This window comes from Halopseudomonas sp. 4NH20-0008 (genome assembly GCF_057548395.1).
Genome location: NZ_BAAJMD010000017.1, coordinates 45,488 through 62,845 on the forward strand (window position 1 = coordinate 45,488; position 17,358 = coordinate 62,845).

Genomic DNA, 17,358 nt, shown 5'->3' on the forward strand with positions numbered 1-17,358 from the left:
TGCTTTAGGACGCATGTAAAAAACGGGCTGCGGCCCGTTTTTTTATTGTGCTTTTTAGCCATGTGTTGCAATCGAGTCGTGATGAGTCATTTGGCGAAACACAGTGTTGCCTGCGGTTTTGCTGGTGACTCTGGCACACTAGACAGCCCTTATTTCTCCGGTCCGCGCCGCATACGAGATTGAAACACCATGCCTTTGAAGTTGCTGCTCATTCTCGGTGGTTTGAGTGCCTTTGGTCCGTTGGCGATCGATCTGTACTTGCCTGCCTTCCCAAGTATTGCCGCTGACTTTGCTACCGACAGCAAGGCAGTTCAGTTGAGCCTGACGGCCTACTTTATTGGTCTGGCGCTGGGTCAGGTGTTCTATGGTCCGGTTGCGGACCGTTACGGACGGCGTAAGCCGTTGCTCTTTGGTATCAGTCTGTTTGCCCTGGCTTCGCTCGGCTGCGCCCTGGCTCCCAGCCTTGAATGGTTACTGCTGGCGCGTTTTGCCCAGGCCCTGGGTGGCTGTGCCGGTATGGTGGTTAACCGGGCGGTGGTGCGGGATCTGTGTACGCCGATTCAGGCTGCCAAAGCGTTTTCCCAATTGATGTTAGTCATGGGTCTGGCTCCGATTCTTGCGCCGCTGATTGGTGGTTGGCTGCTGAGTGTTGGGCATTGGTCGGTGATGTTCATCCTGTTGGCGGTGTTTGCCAGTTTGATGGGACTCGCCGTGTTCTTTGGTTTGCCAGAAACCCTGGTTCAACAGGAACCACGACCGAGGCTGTTGGGGGCCTTTTCGCGCTATGCCGGTTTGTTACGTGAACCGGTTTTTATGGCCCATGCGCTGACCGGTGGCGTGGCCATGGCCGGTATGTTTGCCTATATTGCGGGATCGCCGTTTATCATCATTGAGCTGTACGGCGTGTCGCCGGCGCATTTTGGCTGGTTCTTCGGGGCCAACGCCGCCGGATTTGTGCTTTTTGCCCAGTTCAACAGCCGTTTGCTGCGCCGCCGCCCGCCCATGGCACTGCTCAAGGGCACCAGCCTGTTCTATCTGTTTTGCACACTGCTGTTGCTGTTGGCGGCGCTGGCGGAGCCTGAGTCACTCTGGGTGATCATGATTCCACTGTTTGGCTGTGTCTCGGTCGTGGCCTTGGTGCTGCCTAATTCCTCAGCCTGCGCCTTGGCCGGGCAGGGACATCAGGCCGGAGTAGCCTCGGCATTGATGGGAACCATGCAGTTCGTGATTGCCGGTGGCACCACCGCTCTGGTCGGTGTGTTGCATGACGGCAGTGCCATGCCCTTGGCGCTGGTCATGTTTGGCTGTGGTCTACTGTGTGTGTTGATGGCGGCCATGGCTCGACGAGCCGCCGCACACCCTGTCTGAAGCGCGTTACACCCTCGCGGTCGAAGTATTCCAGTACGGCAACACTGTGGTTGCGACCAATGCCCGAGCGGTCCCGAAACAGCGGTGTCTGAATATGCCCTTGGGTATCCTGTTCTGCGCATTGCCGCAGAACCCCGTAAAGCTGTTGCGTGGCTTCGGGCAACAGGTAGCGGTTGCGCCCGATAAAGACCACAGAACCCTGGCGGCAGAGTTGTTGCATGTGCGTGAGCAAGACCTCACGCTCGATCTGCAGCCTGGCCATCAACTCACCCATATCGGGCGGACGCGGGCTGCAGGCCGTAAACAGCGGCAGCAGATCGCTTAACAGACTGTGCAGTTGTGGATCAGCCTTGGGTTGGTGGCTGCTCAGAAACAGGGTAGGGCCGGACTGTTGCAGCTGTTTCTGATCCTGCGCAAGGCGCAATGTCCAATGCAGAAAAGGACTGTGCAGGGGTAACCCGAGTTCGCCAGCCAGCTCGACTTTGCCCGGTCCCAAGCGCTCCGGATAACGCTGATGATAGTCCTGCAGTAACGCGAGCAGGGTGTGAATCTGATCTTGCAGCCGAGCATGGAGAGTCAACCACTGACCGCGACGGAACAGCGAGCCCTCATGCGCCACCTGCGTGATCAGCGCCTCAAGTTGGTCGGCCTGGAGCTGCCAGGTCAGGGCGAAGCGCTGCAGATCTACGCCCTGTGCAAGGCAGTGCAGTAATGCACGCAGGGCTGCTTCGGGAGACGTCTGGTCCATTGCCTTGAGGCAGTTCAGGCGTTCAGAACGCTGACGGCCACGCTCCGGGGCAAAGGGATCGACTATCCGTCCGCTGCCGATAAAGTGTCTGGACGCCGGATCGCGGATAATGAATCTGTCGCCTTGACGCAGGCACAGCGGCTCGTCAGTGATCCACTGCCAATAGGGGCTGGAATCACGCTCTCCTAGTACCACACAGCGTGCATTGACTGTGCTGTTGGCCAGATGCAGTTGCAGGCTGCCCCGTGTGGGCATGGGCCGGTGTAAATGAAGAAGGCTATCAAAGCGGCGGGAAGGCATGCGGGTTTCAGCGATCAGCAACTGGCTGCCACGTTGCAGTGCTTGTGCCGGCGCCTGTGTGGCAATCTGCAACGCGCAACGCTGACCGGCAAGGGCGCGTTCGACCGCTTGACCGTGGATATGCAGCGCACGGACGCGCACCAGGCTGCCATTCACCGATAGGCAAAGCTGGTCACCCGGAGAAATCTGCCCCGATACCAGGGTACCTGTGACAATCTGCCCGGTGCCGGCGCGACTGAAGTGACGATCGATATGAAATCGGGGTGAACCTGAAGCGTCGACCAGTGGCTGATTTCTGGCCAGTTCAAGCAAATACGCACGCAGGGCCGGTACGCCCTGGCCATCCAGATTATTCACGTTGAAGCAGGCAGCCGCTTGTATTCCTGCCTGCTGCAAGGCCGCGCAGGCATCCTCCTGCACCTGTGCCACTCGTGCTTGATCAACCCGGTCAGTCTTGGTCAGCACCAGAGTGATCGGATGCAAGCACAGCAGACTCAGTAGTTCGATGTGTTCAAGGGTCTGCGGCATCAGGCCGTCGTCTGCCGCAACCAGCAACAACGCTGCCTCTACACAGCCCATACCCGCCAGCAAGGTGCGCATAAACTTCTCATGGCCGGGCACATCGACAAAGTCCAATGCGCTGCCGCAGGGCGTGTCGAGGTAGGCAAAACCCAGATTGATGCTCATGCCGCGCGCCTGTTCTTCGGCACTGCGATCGGTTTCCTGACCGGTGAGCGCGCGTATCAATGCGGTCTTGCCGTGGTCCACATGCCCGGCGGTGGCGATAATCATCGGTAGGGCTGCGCCTGCAGTTGGCTGAGCAATTGCGCTTCTTCGTCCAAACAGCGTATATCGAGCAGTAGCTGGCCGTCGTGGATGCGGCCGATGATCGGCACCGGCAGGGTCCTGAGCGCAGCCTGCAGAGCCTGCAGTTGCCTATTGCTGCCGCGCTTGCTTGAGGCGGGGCGCAGGGCGATGGCGCAGCTGGGCAAGCGCTCTATGGGTAGCGAGCCGCTGCCAATCTGGCCCATGACATTCATTATCGTGACCGCCGTCTGCTCGCCCGTCCAGGACTGAAATGCCGAAAGCAAGCGTTCAGCCTGCTGCCGAATCTCCTCCTGCGTGCGGCTTAACCAGCGCAGGCTGGGCAGGCGTTCGGCGAGTTTTTCCGGCTGCGCGTAAAGCGTGAGTACTGCCTCCAGAGCCGCGAGGGTGACCTTGTCGCAGCGTAGTGCGCGCTTGAGCGGATTGGTCTTCAGCTTGTCGATCAGGCTCCGCTTGCCGACAATGATCCCGGCTTGCGGGCCACCCAATAGCTTGTCGCCGCTGAAGGTGACCAGGTCCGCGCCACTGGCAATGCTGTCCATCGGTGTAGGCTCGTAGGGCAAACCCCACTGGCGCATATCGATCAGACTGCCGCTGCCCAGATCTATCGCGTAGGGCAGGCCCTGGTCGTGGGCGGCCTGCGCTATCTGTTGCTCCGGTACGCTGGCGGTGAACCCCTGAATGGTGTAATTGCTGGCGTGAACCGTCATCAGCAGGCCCGTCTTCGGGTTGATGGCGTCGACATAGTCACGCCGGTGGGTGCGGTTGGTCGTGCCGACTTCGACCAGTTTGGCCTGGGCGCGACGCATGATATCCGGCACACGGAAGGCGCCGCCGATCTCCACCAGCTCGCCGCGTGAAACCAGCACCTCTTTACCCTTTGCCAGGGTGTTCAGTGTCAGCAGGACGGCTGCGGCATTGTTGTTGACCACGGTGGCCGCTTCGGCGCCGGTCAGTCGGCACAGCCAGGCTTCGACATGGCTGTCACGGTCACCGCGTTTGCCCGTAGCCAGATCGAATTCCAGGTTGCTGGCGCCACGTGCGACGTCACACATTGCCACTATGGCCTCTTCCGGCAGCGGCGCGCGGCCAAGGTTGGTGTGCAGTACGGTACCGGTCAGGTTGAACACCTTGCGCAGGGACGGGGCCAGTAGTTGCTGCAGTTGCTGCTGCACCCTTTCAACAAGCTGATCTGGCTCACAGGGCTGGCAGGCCGCTCTGAGCCGCTGCAGCTCACCGTTGATGCTCTGTTTGGTCAGCTCGCGGCCGAAGTCTTCGGTCAGTTGGCGTATGAGGGGCCAGTTGAGTATGTGGTCAATGGAGGGCAGGGTGCGGCGCACATCGCTGGATGTGGTCAGGTCGGTATTCAGCACGGAACACTAGCCTCGAGAAGTAATGCGAAGCATAAGAGTTGATGGACGCCAAAGCTGAAATGGGCGGATGGGGCACCCCGGTACAAGACCATCAATGCCAGGGATGGCATTGCTGAGCTACAAGGACGTACTTGCCGCGTGTCTTGTACCGGGGTGCCCCATTTGCCCAGAACCCCCATCTTGCCAATCAACTCTTATGCACGGGCCGCAAGGCCCGCCATTATCACGAGTCCTGCAGCGTTAGTGCCTTCACTATGCTGTCGAAGGCGTTATCGGCGAGTGTACGCAGTTCGTCATCGGTACGGTCCTGAATCGGGTGGGGTACAAACACCATCTTCGGGTCCATGCCCAATGCCTTGGACTGCAACGCTGCCGCCTCAACGAATTCGCTGGAAGCAATACCTACACCGGGAATCTGTCGGCCTTCGAGGTCGCCTATATCATGCATACAGCACGAGGTACAGGAGCCTCAGTCGGCCAAGCCTTCCACCAGCACGTCTACCTCACTGGCGATCTGTTGTTTCAGATCGGTGGGGGCGATGCGTGCAAAGGTAGGTTTGCGATAGCGTTTTACCTCGATACCGCGCTCGCTGAGCAGTTCGTCCAGACGATCCAGCAATACGTTGCCGCGTGACTTGGAAATGTCCAGCAAACCGACAGTCAGGCCTTCGAGTGACGCAGGTCTGGCCGTCAATGCGCGGCTGGTAGCCGTGCGCTCAGCGGTCGGGTCGAGCAGAATGGTTGGCGATGTCATGCCGTTACCTCCTTGCTAACCGGGGTGGAGCCCGTCGGGCCGGAAGCGGCCCAACCAGCAATAACAGCGGAAAACAGACCAGCCGGGCCACCGGCCCTGACGATCAGTAATCCACCAGGTCGAAACTTGGGTAGATCTGCGCCGGCAAACTGCTCCGGCATGCCTTCGGTAATATCTTGCGCACCCATGACCAGCTCCTTGCCTGGCAAGGTCAGCAGGCGAGCCAGTTCCTGGTGCAGGCGGGCCTTGCTCCAGCCGGCATCTGTGAAGACCCGACAATGCTCGGGTGATACCACCAGAATGGCATCACCGTGCATGACCAGCTTGTAGTGATCGACGGCACGCAGCGACAGGGCAAAACTGCGTGCCAGGGATTCGGGGGTGCGGGACTTCTGATCGACAATGGCCTGTACGCCTTCAGCAGCAAACAGGGTAACCACCGACTGGTCCGGGCTGAACCCGCGTTCCACGGCCAGGGAATTCCATTCGCTGTCCTCGGCCTCGGCAAAGCAGAATGTAAATTTGCCGGGGGTGCCCATGGTAGCTCGATCTATCTCGCCGGGGCGCCCACCACCTACGTTGCGCACGACCAGCTGCAGGGCGCGGCCGATGCTGGCATTGGCGCGGTTGCCCTGGCCCAGGCAGTTGACGCCGGCGTTCATGCCGATGCGCTTGGCCACCGGCCCATTGACCAGCACCAGAGGGCCAGCAAACATGGTTGTACAGAGAATGCCGTGCATGCCGAACTCGTCGACCAGGGCTGCCTCCACAGCAGCAAGTACCACCGGCATGTATTCGGGCTTGCAGCCGGCCATGACGGCATTGATGGCGACCTTCTCGACGGTGCAGGGCACCAGATCGGGTGGCATCAGGCCCAGTACTTCATCGGCCTTGCGACGGGTACCCAGGAGCATGCGATATACCCGTTCGGGCGTGGGCGGTACCACCGGCAGGCCGTCACTCCAACCACGCTCGTGGCAGGCCTCGATAGGGTCTTCGCTATCGCCGATTTCCACTTCGCGGGATTGAAAGGTCACGGCCCCGAAGCGTATCGCAAGTTTCTCGGCCATGCCCGGGTCCTGAGTCTTGGAACCGCAGCCGGGGCGCGAGGCGGGTAAATCGGGGCCAAGGCGTGACAGGCCGCTGATCTGTTCCCAGTCTTCCCGGAACCAGCCGTAGGTGCGTGACTGCTCCTGGCCCTGTTCACGGCGGATCAGGGTCGGCACAATCTCGCAATCAAGCTGCCAGGACCACTCAAGGGTGTCGTCGGCAATTTGTCTGCCCTTGCCCACATCAAAGTCGGCGGTGTCCTGCACCACAACGGTCAAGGGCAATGGGCCGCGCGCCAGTTGGGCCAGCACAGGTTCGATCAGGGCGCAGGTCGGGCAGGCGCGCTTGAGGATTACAATCAAGCCATCAGGAAGTATTTGCATACTTGATTTGTAGCAGCTTCAGGTCAGGAGGCAAGCATTATCAGTCGGTTTGATAAGGCCTGCCCGTTGTCGCAAATCGAGACACTGTCCTTCTCAGGCGATGGCTGCTTGCCATTGTTGTTGGCGTTGTTGTGCGAGGTGTTGCTCGGGCGCGCTTGTTTGCCCCAACAGGGCCGACAGTCGAACGTCCGCACCGAGCACATGGGTCAACTGCCCCTGACTGTTGAATACCGGCGCGGAGAGAGTAAAGCAAAAGGCGTCAGTCGCCGATGAGCGATACACCGGACTGATCTGCGCGCTGAGTTGGTCACGGGCCGAGCGAAACCAGGCGCGCCCGGACCAGTTACTGCCTCGCACGCTGTTAGCCGAGGCGCTAGCGAGGTCTGGCGCGGGGATATTTTCGCTGACTTGAATACCCTCGGCGTTGACCAGATACAGCAGTTCAAAGCGGCTATCCTGACGAACCCATTGCTGCATCAGCTGTTCTGCTTCACCCAGGCTGCGAACCAGTCCCGGCTCAGAGACCATGCTGATGACCCGATCACGCATCTGCTGGTGGATGCCGAGCTGGAACTGCCCCAGACCTTCGAGCAGTTGATCGCTGGCCTCGCGTACCGCATCACTGTGCTGGCGCACCCGGGTAGCGCTGTCCTTGAGTTCGGTGGCTACATCAGCGACCTGCTGGACGTCCTGACTGACCGAACGCACGGCTGCACCAATCTGTTCGGTGCCGCTGGCCATACCGGCCACGCGCTGATCCAGTTGCAACATGGCGCTGCTGGCCTGGGTCAGACTCATATCCATGCGCTGAATGCCCTCGCGGCCCTGAGCTACAGCCTTATGCATGCTGTCTCCTGCAAGATTGAGGCGGCCCATACCGCTGCGAAAGCCTTCAATGATCTGACTGACCTGTTCGGTGGCCTGGGTAGTATGGCCGGCCAGGCGTCTGACTTCCTCGGCCACCACAGCAAAGCCTCGGCCCTGTTCACCGGCACGGGCGGCTTCAATGGCCGCATTCAGGGCCAGCAGATTGGTCTGTTGGGAGATGTTGGCGATCATGCCGATCACCTGATTGACTTCGTCAATCTGCCGCGCCAGGGTCTGTATTTCCTCGGCCAATTGCTGCTCGGTGGAGCGAATGGTATCCACCTGACTCAGTACCAGTTGGCTGTCGGCTTCGCAGGCGCGCAGCTGTTGACTGACATCGCTGGCCAGTTCGGCAACACAGGCAGCCCCGGGAACCAGTTCGGCCTCTAGACTGGCACTGATTTCTTCCACGGCGCTGGCGATCATTTCCGAGGATTGCGCCAACTGTTCACCTTGCTGCTCGTTACGTCGGGCAATGCTGGCCAGTTGCGGGGCATGGGCAGCAATGCCGACGGCGGCATTCAGGCTGGTGCTGATGCGGTTGTGCAGGCGCCCGGCAAACTGACCGATGCGCCCGATCAAAGTAGGTTGTTGTGCCGTTGTGATGCTCAGATCAAGCTGATTGAAGAGTCGATCAAGCTGGTCATCCTGGGTTGACTTGCTGCGGATAAGGTCGAAGAGGCTCAAGGGCAGCTCCTGAATCAGGTGGTTGGCTCTTTTGCCCTAGCAAGTAAGGTGCCATGGCTACACTGTTCTGTAGCCTGCGGCTTTGTGTTCGTCTGCCATGGAATATGGTCAGTATCGGTGCGCAACCGGCTGACTTGTGCTGGGGCAGGGCGTTTTTATCTGTTCTGAAATGCAAACGGGCGGCTCAAGGCCGCCCGTTTGGGACAATGCAGCAATGTTCTGTCAGACGCCATTCCAGCGCTTGAGGATCAGTGTTGCATTGGTGCCCCCAAAGCCGAAGCTGTTGGACATCATCAGATCTACAGCCTGGTCAAGACGCTCGCGAAGAATCGGCAAGTTGCCGACGTTCTCATCCAGCTCATCGATGTTGGCTGATGCAGCGAGGAACTTATCACGCATCATCAGCAGGCAGTAGATGGCTTCCTGCACGCCTGCGGCGCCCAAGGAATGACCGGATAGACTCTTGGTCGAGCTGATTTTCGGAGCCTTGTCACCAAAGACCTCGCGAATGGCCTTGAGCTCGGCGACATCACCGACCGGAGTGGAGGTGCCATGGGTATTCAGGTATTCAATGGTGCCGTCAACCGTGGCAAGCGCTTGCTGCATGCAACGCACAGCGCCTTCGCCACTGGGGGCGACCATGTCATAGCCATCGGAGGTAGCACCATAACCGACCAGCTCGGCATAAATGGTTGCACCGCGCGCCAGAGCATGTTCGAGCTCTTCAACCACGACCATGCCACCACCACCGGCAATGACGAAACCGTCACGCTTGGCGTCATAGGCGCGCGAGGCCTTTTCCGGGGTGTCGTTGTACTGAGTGGACAAGGCGCCCATAGCGTCGAACAGCATGGACTGTGACCAGTGCTCCTCTTCACCACCACCGGCAAATACGATGTCCTGTTTGCCGAGCTGGATCAGTTCAGCGGCATGGCCGATACAGTGGGCGCTGGTGGCGCAGGCCGAGGAGATCGAGTAATTCACACCTTTGATTTTGAACGGGGTAGCAAGACAAGCAGAAACAGTGCTGCCCATGGTCCGAGGTACGCGGTATGGCCCGATCTTCTTGACACCTTTTTCGCGCAGAATATCAACGGCTTCCATCTGGTTCAGGGTTGAGGCGCCACCGCTGCCAGCGACCAGGCCGGTACGTACGTTGCTGACCTGTTCCTCGGTCAGGCCGGCATTGGCAATGGCCTGCTCCATGGATAGGTAAGCAAAGGCCGCAGCATCGCCCATGAAACGCTTGATCTTGCGGTCGATAGCCGCTTCAAGGTCAATCTCCACGCTGCCAGCAACCTGGCTGCGCAAGCCCATCTCAGCATAATCGGGTTTAAAGCGAATACCGGATTTGCCTGCCTTGAGACTGGCGGCAACGGTTTCCAGGTCCTGGCCCAGGCACGATACGATGCCCATGCCGGTAATCACGACGCGACGCATGGCGATAATCCTCAGAAGCTGTCAGTAGAAGTGAACAAGCCCACACGCAGCCCTTCGGCGGTGTAGATTTCGCGACCATCCACGGCCATGCTGCCATCGGCAATGCCAAGGGTCAGTGAGCGATTGATGGTGCGTTTGATATGGATGGTGTAGGTCACCTTTTTGGCGGTCGGCAGGACCTGGCCAAAGAACTTGACCTCACCGGAGCCGAGGGCGCGACCGCGGCCTTCGTAGCCCAGCCAGCCAAGGTGAAACCCAACCAGTTGCCACATGGCATCAAGCCCCAGGCAGCCGGGCATGACCGGGTCGCCCTCGAAGTGACAGGCAAAAAACCACAGGTCAGGGTTGATATCCAGTTCGGCAACGATTTCGCCCTTGCCGAACTTGCCACCGGTATCGCTGATATGGACGATACGGTCGATCATCAGCATGTTGGGGGCGGGTAATTGTGCGTTTCCGGGTCCGAACATCTCGCCGCGGCTACACTTCAGCAGCTCTTCCCGGGTGTACGCATTCTGATTTGACATAGAGACTCCTGCTCTTCCCCGTTCGGTGGGGCGCTATTGTTTCGGCTTGGCGGGGGGTTGGATTATTTCCGCCAGCGTAAGCTCAGACTGCCGAGCCAATGTGAAAGTCACACTGGCCCGGACATCGGCTGATCAGGCGTCGAGGATACCTGCGATGCGGCTCAAGAACAAAGTTTCTGTGCCAGTAGCAGGCTTGAAACTATGCAAGCATTGCCCTGAATCAATCCAGTTCGCCAAATTCAGCCTGGAATTGATCACGCAACTCGCGCTTGAGAACCTTGCCAATGGCGCTGCGCGGCAGCTCATTGACCAGAACCAGGCGATTCAGGCGTTGGGTCTTGCCTACGCGACCGTTGAACCATTGGCAGATGTCATCGGCAGAGGGAGAGCTACCGGGTTTAAGAACGGCATAGCCCACCGGCGTTTCACCCCAGCTGCGTGATTGCACGCCAATTACGGTCACTTCGAGCAGGTCAGGATGCTTGCGCAACTCCAGTTCCAGGTCACTGGGATAAATATTGAAGCCGCCACTGATGATCATGTCCTTGCGTCTGTCCATCAGGGTGAGGAAACCCTCAGCATCGAAACGGCCGACATCCCCGGTACGAATGAAACGTTTGCCGGTGCTGTCATACCATTCGGCTTCAGCGGTTTTTTCCGGTTTGTTCAGATAGCCGGTCATCATGGCGGGGGAGTGACCAACAACTTCACCGATTTCGCCGTAGGGCAACTCCAGGCCGTCCTCGTCAATCACGCGCATGTCGTGATTTTCCAATGGCTTGCCGACGGTAGCCAGTTTGTCCGGGAACTGGTGCGCGGCCAGCATGCAAGAGCCGCCGCCTTCGGTCATGCCGTAAAACTCGATCAAGCCACCTGGCCAGCGCGCCAGAATGTCAGCCTTGAGTTCGGCATGGAAAGGTGCACTCGTGCTGAACTTCATTTTGAATTTCGACAGGTCGTACTGATCGAAATCGTCGCGGGCCATGATGCGTTGGTACTGCACCGGCACCAGCATGGTATGGGTAACCTTGAGCGCCTGAGCCAGTTGCAGGTACTTGGCTGCATCAAATTTCGCCATCAACACGACCGTGCCACCCAGGCCGATGGTGGGCAGGAAGGACACCAGGGTGGTATTCGAATACAGGGGTGTCGAGATAAGGGTTACACACTCGGGGCCATATCCGAAAACGATACCCCGCTGAATATGCGACCAGCGCATGCCGTGCGATTGCACAATCCCCTTCGGCTCGCCGGTGGTGCCTGAGGAATAGATGATGTTGAACGGCATTTCGGCGCTGATGCTGACTGCACGGGGTTGCTGGTCGCTCAACCATTGGCTGAAACCGGCTTCTGGGCGGCTGTCGTCCATGCTCAGCAGGGATAGGCCGGCCTGGCTTGCCACTGCAGCAAGGGCCTGATAAACCGGTTGATCTACAAATACCCGTTTTGCCCCGGCATCCCTGATCATGACCATCAGGCTGTCGGCGGTGGAGGAGGGTGCCAGAGGGGCCACAACGACCGCAGCTCGCAGTGCCCCTAGATAGAGGATGGCATAGGTAATGCTGTTACTGCCGCAGATGGCAATGCTGTCCCCGGGCTTGAGTCCGTCGCGCTGCAGCGCGGCGGCAACCCGATCAACCTGCTGGTTTAGTTCTGCATAGGTGATCTGAATGCCATCTTGAACCAGTGCAGGGTGCTCGGCACGTTCAATGGCATGCCGCGCGACCAACTCTGGCAGCAGACTGAAAGGTGTATCAAGGGTAATAGGCGTGAAATCGGCGCTCATATCAGGTCTGGACCCTGTGCTGTAGGCGAAAAGGTTATTGAGCGTCTAGTATCCGCTGCGGCGTGCCGCTTGCACAGGTCTGAAATGGGGCATGATCAGTCTTGTCAATAGTTGCCCTGTCCGTTCGCTTCCTGTGCCAGCCACTTGTCCAGTTCCTTTTGCAGCGCTGCGCGGGTCAGGGGTTTGGTCAGAAAACCCTGCATGCCTGCAGACTCGCATTGCTGCCGGTCGCCTTCAAAGGCGCTGGCGGTCAGGGCCACACAGGGTATGGGTTTAACTTGCCCTGCTTCACAGGCGTGCAGGTAATGGCGGAACGTAGTCAAGCCGTCCATATCCGGCAACTGCAGATCCATGAGGATCATTGAGAAGGCCTGCTGCGGATCCTTCAGTTGCTGTAGCGCCCTGTGGCCATTTTCAACAGTAACAACCTGGTGTGACAAGCTGCGCAACATGCCTTCGATGACCATTTGATTGACTGGATTGTCCTCAACCAGCAGCAAAGGCAGTCTGCTCTGGACGGGTTGCATTGCGCTTGGTTGCTCGTTCAGTGCTGGCTTGTCTGCCAGGGGTAATGAAAGCCTCAAAATAAAACAGGATCCCTGGCCTATGGCACTGGTGGCCTCAAGTTGACCACCCATCTTGAGGGCAAAGGTGCGGGCGATCGACAGTCCCAGCCCTGTGCCGCCAAAGCGTCTTGATGTGCTGCTGTCGGCTTGCTGAAATGCGTCAAACATGCTTTCGAGTTGAGCTTGTTCGATGCCAATGCCGGTATCCTCAACACGGCATTCAAGCAGAATGTTACTGTTGCCATCGGGCTGCCAATGGGCATCAACGAGTATCTGGCCCTGTTCGGTGAACTTCAGTGCATTGCCGATCAGGTTGACCAGAATTTGTCTGATCCGGGTCGGATCGCCCAGCACCAGAGGTAAGCCTGGTCTGCCGCTGGAACTGAGCTTCAGGCTCAAGCCCTTTTGACTGGCCGTGTGCTCGAAGACCATGGCGGAATTATGAATCAGTTCGTCCAGTGCGAACGGGATGTGCTCGAGCTCGAGTACACCGCGTTCGATTCTTGAAAAGTCGAGAATATCGTTGATGACGCGCAGGAGGTGATCGGTGGATTCGCCGGCAATCTCTACATACTCACTTTGTTCCTGATTCAGCTCGGTTGTTTCCAGCAACTGCAGCATCCCCAGTACACCGTTCATGGGTGTTCGCAGTTCGTGGCTCATCATGGCCAGAAAATCCGATTTGGCTCGGTTGGCGGCTTCCGCTTCTTCCCGGGCTGATGTGATTTGCATCATAGCTTGGCGCTGTTCTGCATCGGCCCGTTTGAGTGTGCGTGACAGGGCGTTGATATTGTTGATCAGTTGGCCCATTTCATATTGTTGATCTTCAGACAGCTGTGTATCCAGGTTGCCGTCTTGCAAAGACTGAACGGCCACGCTCATACGCTGCAAGGGTGAAGCCAGGGATTTTGCCAGGCGCAAGGCAAGTACCGCGGCGGCTAACATCACCAGAGAGGCGAGCAGAAGTGCGCCGTACAAAATATCTTCCTGACGCGCAGTAAAAGACTCGCTGCTTAGACCAACACGCACCTGGCCCAGATAACGGAAGGTGTCATCGGTTCGCAGTTCCGGCGTATCCAGCAGGTAAAGCTCGTTTTCCAGGGCAATGCGCTGACGCATGATGTCTGCTGAAAAATAACGCAGAGGAGGCTGTGCATCACCTGCAGCAACGTCGGTCAGGCTCAGCAGTTCGTTACCGTCCTTGTCCAGTACTGAAACGCTACGCACGTCCTTGATTTCCAAAGCGCCGCCAAGAAGGCTTTCGAGGGTGCCCAGGTTGCCACTGATTACCCCGTACTCGGCGGTCGGGGCCAGCTGGCTGGCAATCAGCTCGCCGGTATCCTGCAGTTGTCTGTCGACATCTTCCAGGCGCGCACTGACAAAGTAGGCGAAGACAATTAACCCCAACAACAAGGCGGGAGCCAGGGCCATCAGAATAAGACGATTATGGATACTACCGGCTTTCCATAAAGTCATTCAGGTACCTCCTGGCGGGCCAGTTGCGATCTTAGTCTGTTGTCATCCGGCGGTGGCAGGCCAAGAGACCGGGCAACCTGTTGGTTCGATATCACTGAAAACAACGCGGGGTAGTGTAACTGTCCTTGATGGCTGGGCTGCTCAAGCAGCGTCAAGCTGCTCAGTACCATTTGTTCCGGCGTACTGAATGTGGTGCTCAGGCTACCGGCGTTGATGTAGGGCGCACTGGGGCCGATCAGAACCTTATTGCGACTGTAACTGGTGAGCAGGATGCTTTTAAGGCTGTCTGCGTTGTAGGTAAGCGGGTCATCCGGCGCCATCAGCAGGTCGCTGATGTCGAGCAGACGTGCGAGAGCACGGGTCGGATTTTCATCGTTATCCAGGGTGTTACTGGTCAATTGCAAGCCAAGGCGTCTTGCGCTGTCCTCCCACTCAGGCAGTTGATCAGCATGCGCCCGTTTAATCAGCATGCCGACATGCGCAAGTCGGGGCATCAGCAATTTTGCCAGGCGTAATTGGCGCTCTGGGGATGGGTTGGCCAGCAGGATACGAATGGATGCTGGAAAATCTGTACGATTGCTGGCATTCAGGCTACTGCGGCTGACATACGTGGCTATGGTCGGCGTTTCAATCCCTTGTGCTGCACGCCAGGTCAGGGCACTCATGCCCATGGTAATGATTAACCTTGATTGAGGCGGGGCTGTTAACTGGTCAAGCTGGTAAACCTCAATCTGGTCATTGGGCCGGTATATGCTTAATGCTGACACGAACTCCCGGGTCAAGGCGGTCTCGCTGGGTAGTATGACGGCAATATCCTCGGCCCGGACGCAGAGTGTCGAGGCAAGCAGCATGAGCATGATCAGTAACCTGACCGGCCTCATACTGACATCCCCGAATTGGGCTCTGTGCTCACGTGACATTCCTTGTCAAAACTGGCTCTAAGTATGGGGCTGATGCCTGTCATTTTGACTGCGGCGTTCAGAAGTTTAGCTCAGCACTGAAATAGTATTGGTTGCGACTGTCGTAGAGGTTTTCTGGCCAGGTCAGGCCTTCATCATCAAGACGGTGTTGCCAGGCAAGGGCGAGAACCATATTGGCGCCCCCACTCAGGCCAAAGCGCTTAGCAACTCGGCTGTCCAGGCGCTCGAAACGGCGTTCGTTCAGGAGGTCAGCACCATAATAGATCAGGCTGCTTTCTATCCCCATGGGCCACTGCCGAAGCCAGGCAGCGGACCCGCTGTTACGCGCTGTAAGACGCTGGTCGAGGCGATTTGTAGCAACGAAATCGACATAGGCGTAGGTCAAACGTAGACGGTCCTGCTGGCTGGCGTTCCAGTCAATCTGCGTTTCAGCCCCGGTAAAACGGGCAAAACTACTGTTGTCCGGGACAAAGTTAACCACTTGCAGGGGCTGGCTGATCATGTCACTGATTTCGTCGTAGAAACCCTTGATGTCAATGGACAGGCCCCAGTCATGGAAATAGCCGTTATAGCCGATCTCGTGCGAGCGCATACGCTCCTGCTTGAGATTGCCCGGTCCGCGGGCAAGCGCGTAATAGGTGTTTCCGCCCACATCAGGTCCGGTCAGGTTGTCTGCATAATAGGTCCAGTAGGCATTGTTCTCATACATGTCCGGGGAACGCACAGCCTCGGAATAGACGGCTCTGAGGCTATGGGTAGGGCGGATGAAGTAATGTGCTGCGAGCCGCGGAGAAAAGGAGAAACCGCTCAGCCTATCATCTTCAGCCATGGCCCCTGCATGCAGCAGCCAGCGCTCATGGGGGCGATATTCGATATTGCCGAAGGCCTGGACAATGGTGTTTTCAACCTTGCCATTGAAGAAGGTTCGGGACTTAGCCTGGTCATATCGCACATTGGCCCCAAAAACGGTGCGCAGATTGCTATCCAGTTGCACGGTGTTCTGCATTTCAAGTTCGTAACGGGTTTCCCTCAGGTTACGATTAAGATCCCAGCATACCGGTTCCATATCACGGGCTGCAGCATGCTGTGCCACCACCGAGTCAACCAGAGGCAGTAACTCTGGCGGCAATCCGTCGACATTGATCAGATACTCACTCCAAAGATCCCGGTTTGACCAGCGTGCTCCGCGATTACGCAGGATATAATTTATGCGCCTTGGGTAAACGTTGCCTGCCAGGTACAGCTCTCTTAGCTCGGGGGAAAAAACCACCGGGGAGTCGCACACTCGTGAACTGCTCAAGCGCTCCATGTGTTGGGCATATCCACGCACTTCCAATCGGTGCGTTGGCGACAAGTCGTTTTTCCAATTCGCTTGAGCGAAAAAGTCACGTGCAGTTATATCCGAATCATTCAAGCGTTCGGCGATCAGGCGATCATAGGTAAAGGTTGGATCAGTTGGCTCGGCCAGAATGGTGTAGTCATTGGCAAGCTGGTTGCTTCCTTCTTTAGAGCCCAGTTGCCAGCTCAGCGTCTGGTTAGGGCCAAGACTGGTATCCCCCATCAGGTTAAAGGCACTGAGGCGCCTGCCGTCGCGAAAATCCTGACCATCGTCATCGCGATCAAATCCGGTGTCTTCCTTGCTGAAGAGGCTGAGGCGGGCATGGGTATTAGCCCAGCTTAGGCCCTGGCTGGCATACAGGTCGCGTACGCCACGATTGCCCTGGGTAATCTTGACATGGGTACCCTGTTGTAATTCGGGGCGAGTCGAAATGATGTTGATCACGCCCATCAGGGCATTGGCCCCATAGGCGGCGGTATTGGGCCCACGGAATACTTCGATGCGTTCGATATCTTCAATTGCCAGGGGGATGTCGGTCCAGTCAACGGTGGCCAGACCGGGGCGATAGACTGATCGCCCATCGACCAGAACCTGCATGCGTCGTGCTTCAGTGGTGTTGGTACCGTGATAGTTGACGTTGCTCGTATGCCCGAGCAGGTAACCGACCTTCATGCCGGGAACCAGGCGCATGAGCTCGGGTATATCGCGCGCGCCGCTGGCGCGAATCAGTTCCCTGTCTATCACCGTCATGCTGCCGGGCACCTCGGCGGGCGACTGTTTGAGGCGGGTAGCGCTCAATACCGATGGCAGCTCCTGTTCATCAAGCAACAGGGCATCGAGCGCCTGAGCCTTGATAGAACAGAGCGAAACCAGCAGCATACAAAGTGTTAAGGGTAAACGCAGTGTCATGAACAGGCTCGAATAGATTTGCTATGACTGCATATTAACT

12 protein-coding genes are annotated in these 17,358 nt (G+C 57.8%); 1 reads left to right on the forward strand and 11 read right to left on the reverse strand.

Going from position 1 to position 17,358, the window contains the following annotated elements:
- Positions 1-189: 189 nt before the first annotated feature.
- The gene (locus tag AC27HQ_RS15115) at positions 190-1,368 is read left to right on the forward strand and encodes a multidrug effflux MFS transporter (RefSeq protein WP_487157033.1); all 1,179 of its coding nucleotides are present in this window, start codon (positions 190-192) and stop codon (positions 1,366-1,368) included.
- Here the strand turns inward: AC27HQ_RS15115 and selB are convergent.
- The 11 genes from selB to AC27HQ_RS15170 form a co-directional block, all read right to left on the reverse strand.
- Positions 1,295-3,208, reverse strand: coding sequence for a selenocysteine-specific translation elongation factor (gene selB / locus AC27HQ_RS15120; protein ID WP_487157034.1), 1,914 nt, complete (start codon positions 3,206-3,208; stop codon positions 1,295-1,297). The genes AC27HQ_RS15115 and selB overlap by 74 nt on opposite strands.
- Entirely contained in the window at positions 3,205-4,611 is a 1,407-nt protein-coding gene (gene selA / locus AC27HQ_RS15125; protein WP_487157056.1) for an L-seryl-tRNA(Sec) selenium transferase, read from the reverse strand. Before selA ends, selB begins: the two co-directional genes overlap by 4 nt.
- Before the next feature lie 226 nt (positions 4,612-4,837).
- Positions 4,838-5,368, reverse strand: coding sequence for a UGSC family (seleno)protein (locus tag AC27HQ_RS15130; protein ID WP_487157035.1), 531 nt, complete (start codon positions 5,366-5,368; stop codon positions 4,838-4,840).
- Positions 5,365-6,801 carry a hypothetical protein gene (locus tag AC27HQ_RS15135; RefSeq protein ID WP_487157036.1) on the reverse strand — a complete coding sequence of 479 codons (1,437 nt, stop codon included), beginning with the start codon at positions 6,799-6,801 and terminating at the stop codon, positions 5,365-5,367. The genes AC27HQ_RS15130 and AC27HQ_RS15135 overlap by 4 nt, the downstream gene beginning before the upstream one ends.
- A 93-nt stretch (positions 6,802-6,894) precedes the next feature.
- Positions 6,895-8,355 carry a methyl-accepting chemotaxis protein gene (locus AC27HQ_RS15140; RefSeq protein ID WP_487157037.1) on the reverse strand — a complete coding sequence of 487 codons (1,461 nt, stop codon included), beginning with the start codon at positions 8,353-8,355 and terminating at the stop codon, positions 6,895-6,897.
- A gap of 222 nt (positions 8,356-8,577) precedes the next feature.
- Complete coding sequence (gene fabB / locus AC27HQ_RS15145; protein ID WP_487157038.1) at positions 8,578-9,795, reverse strand: beta-ketoacyl-ACP synthase I; 1,218 nt, start codon at positions 9,793-9,795, stop codon at positions 8,578-8,580.
- Between the two features lie 11 nt (positions 9,796-9,806).
- Positions 9,807-10,322, reverse strand: a complete 516-nt coding sequence (fabA, locus tag AC27HQ_RS15150; RefSeq protein ID WP_487157039.1) for a 3-hydroxyacyl-[acyl-carrier-protein] dehydratase FabA — start codon at positions 10,320-10,322, stop codon at positions 9,807-9,809.
- Between the two features lie 220 nt (positions 10,323-10,542).
- On the reverse strand, positions 10,543-12,108 hold the full coding sequence (locus tag AC27HQ_RS15155; RefSeq protein WP_487157040.1) for a class I adenylate-forming enzyme family protein: 1,566 nt from the start codon (positions 12,106-12,108) through the stop codon (positions 10,543-10,545).
- A 104-nt stretch (positions 12,109-12,212) separates the two neighbouring features.
- Positions 12,213-14,150: an ATP-binding protein gene (locus AC27HQ_RS15160; protein WP_487157041.1), complete on the reverse strand. Its 1,938-nt coding sequence runs from the start codon at positions 14,148-14,150 to the stop codon at positions 12,213-12,215.
- Positions 14,147-15,007, reverse strand: a complete 861-nt coding sequence (locus tag AC27HQ_RS15165) for a hypothetical protein (RefSeq protein WP_487157042.1) — start codon at positions 15,005-15,007, stop codon at positions 14,147-14,149. Before AC27HQ_RS15165 ends, AC27HQ_RS15160 begins: the two co-directional genes overlap by 4 nt.
- Before the next feature lie 121 nt (positions 15,008-15,128).
- On the reverse strand, positions 15,129-17,318 hold the full coding sequence (locus tag AC27HQ_RS15170) for a TonB-dependent receptor plug domain-containing protein (RefSeq protein WP_487157043.1): 2,190 nt from the start codon (positions 17,316-17,318) through the stop codon (positions 15,129-15,131).
- Positions 17,319-17,358 lie beyond the last annotated feature (40 nt).

Coding starts and splice junctions, on each gene's coding strand:
- AC27HQ_RS15135 (WP_487157036.1), bottom strand. CDS start 6,801: ATGCAAATACTTCCTGATGGCTTGATTGTAATCCTCAAGCGCGCCTGC.
- AC27HQ_RS15165 (WP_487157042.1), bottom strand. CDS start 15,007: ATGCTCATGCTGCTTGCCTCGACACTCTGCGTCCGGGCCGAGGATATT.
- AC27HQ_RS15160 (WP_487157041.1), bottom strand. CDS start 14,150: ATGACTTTATGGAAAGCCGGTAGTATCCATAATCGTCTTATTCTGATG.
- AC27HQ_RS15155 (WP_487157040.1), bottom strand. CDS start 12,108: ATGAGCGCCGATTTCACGCCTATTACCCTTGATACACCTTTCAGTCTG.
- selB (WP_487157034.1), bottom strand. CDS start 3,208: ATGATTATCGCCACCGCCGGGCATGTGGACCACGGCAAGACCGCATTG.
- AC27HQ_RS15170 (WP_487157043.1), bottom strand. CDS start 17,318: ATGACACTGCGTTTACCCTTAACACTTTGTATGCTGCTGGTTTCGCTC.
- fabA (WP_487157039.1), bottom strand. CDS start 10,322: ATGTCAAATCAGAATGCGTACACCCGGGAAGAGCTGCTGAAGTGTAGC.
- AC27HQ_RS15115 (WP_487157033.1), top strand. CDS start 190: ATGCCTTTGAAGTTGCTGCTCATTCTCGGTGGTTTGAGTGCCTTTGGT.
- fabB (WP_487157038.1), bottom strand. CDS start 9,795: ATGCGTCGCGTCGTGATTACCGGCATGGGCATCGTATCGTGCCTGGGC.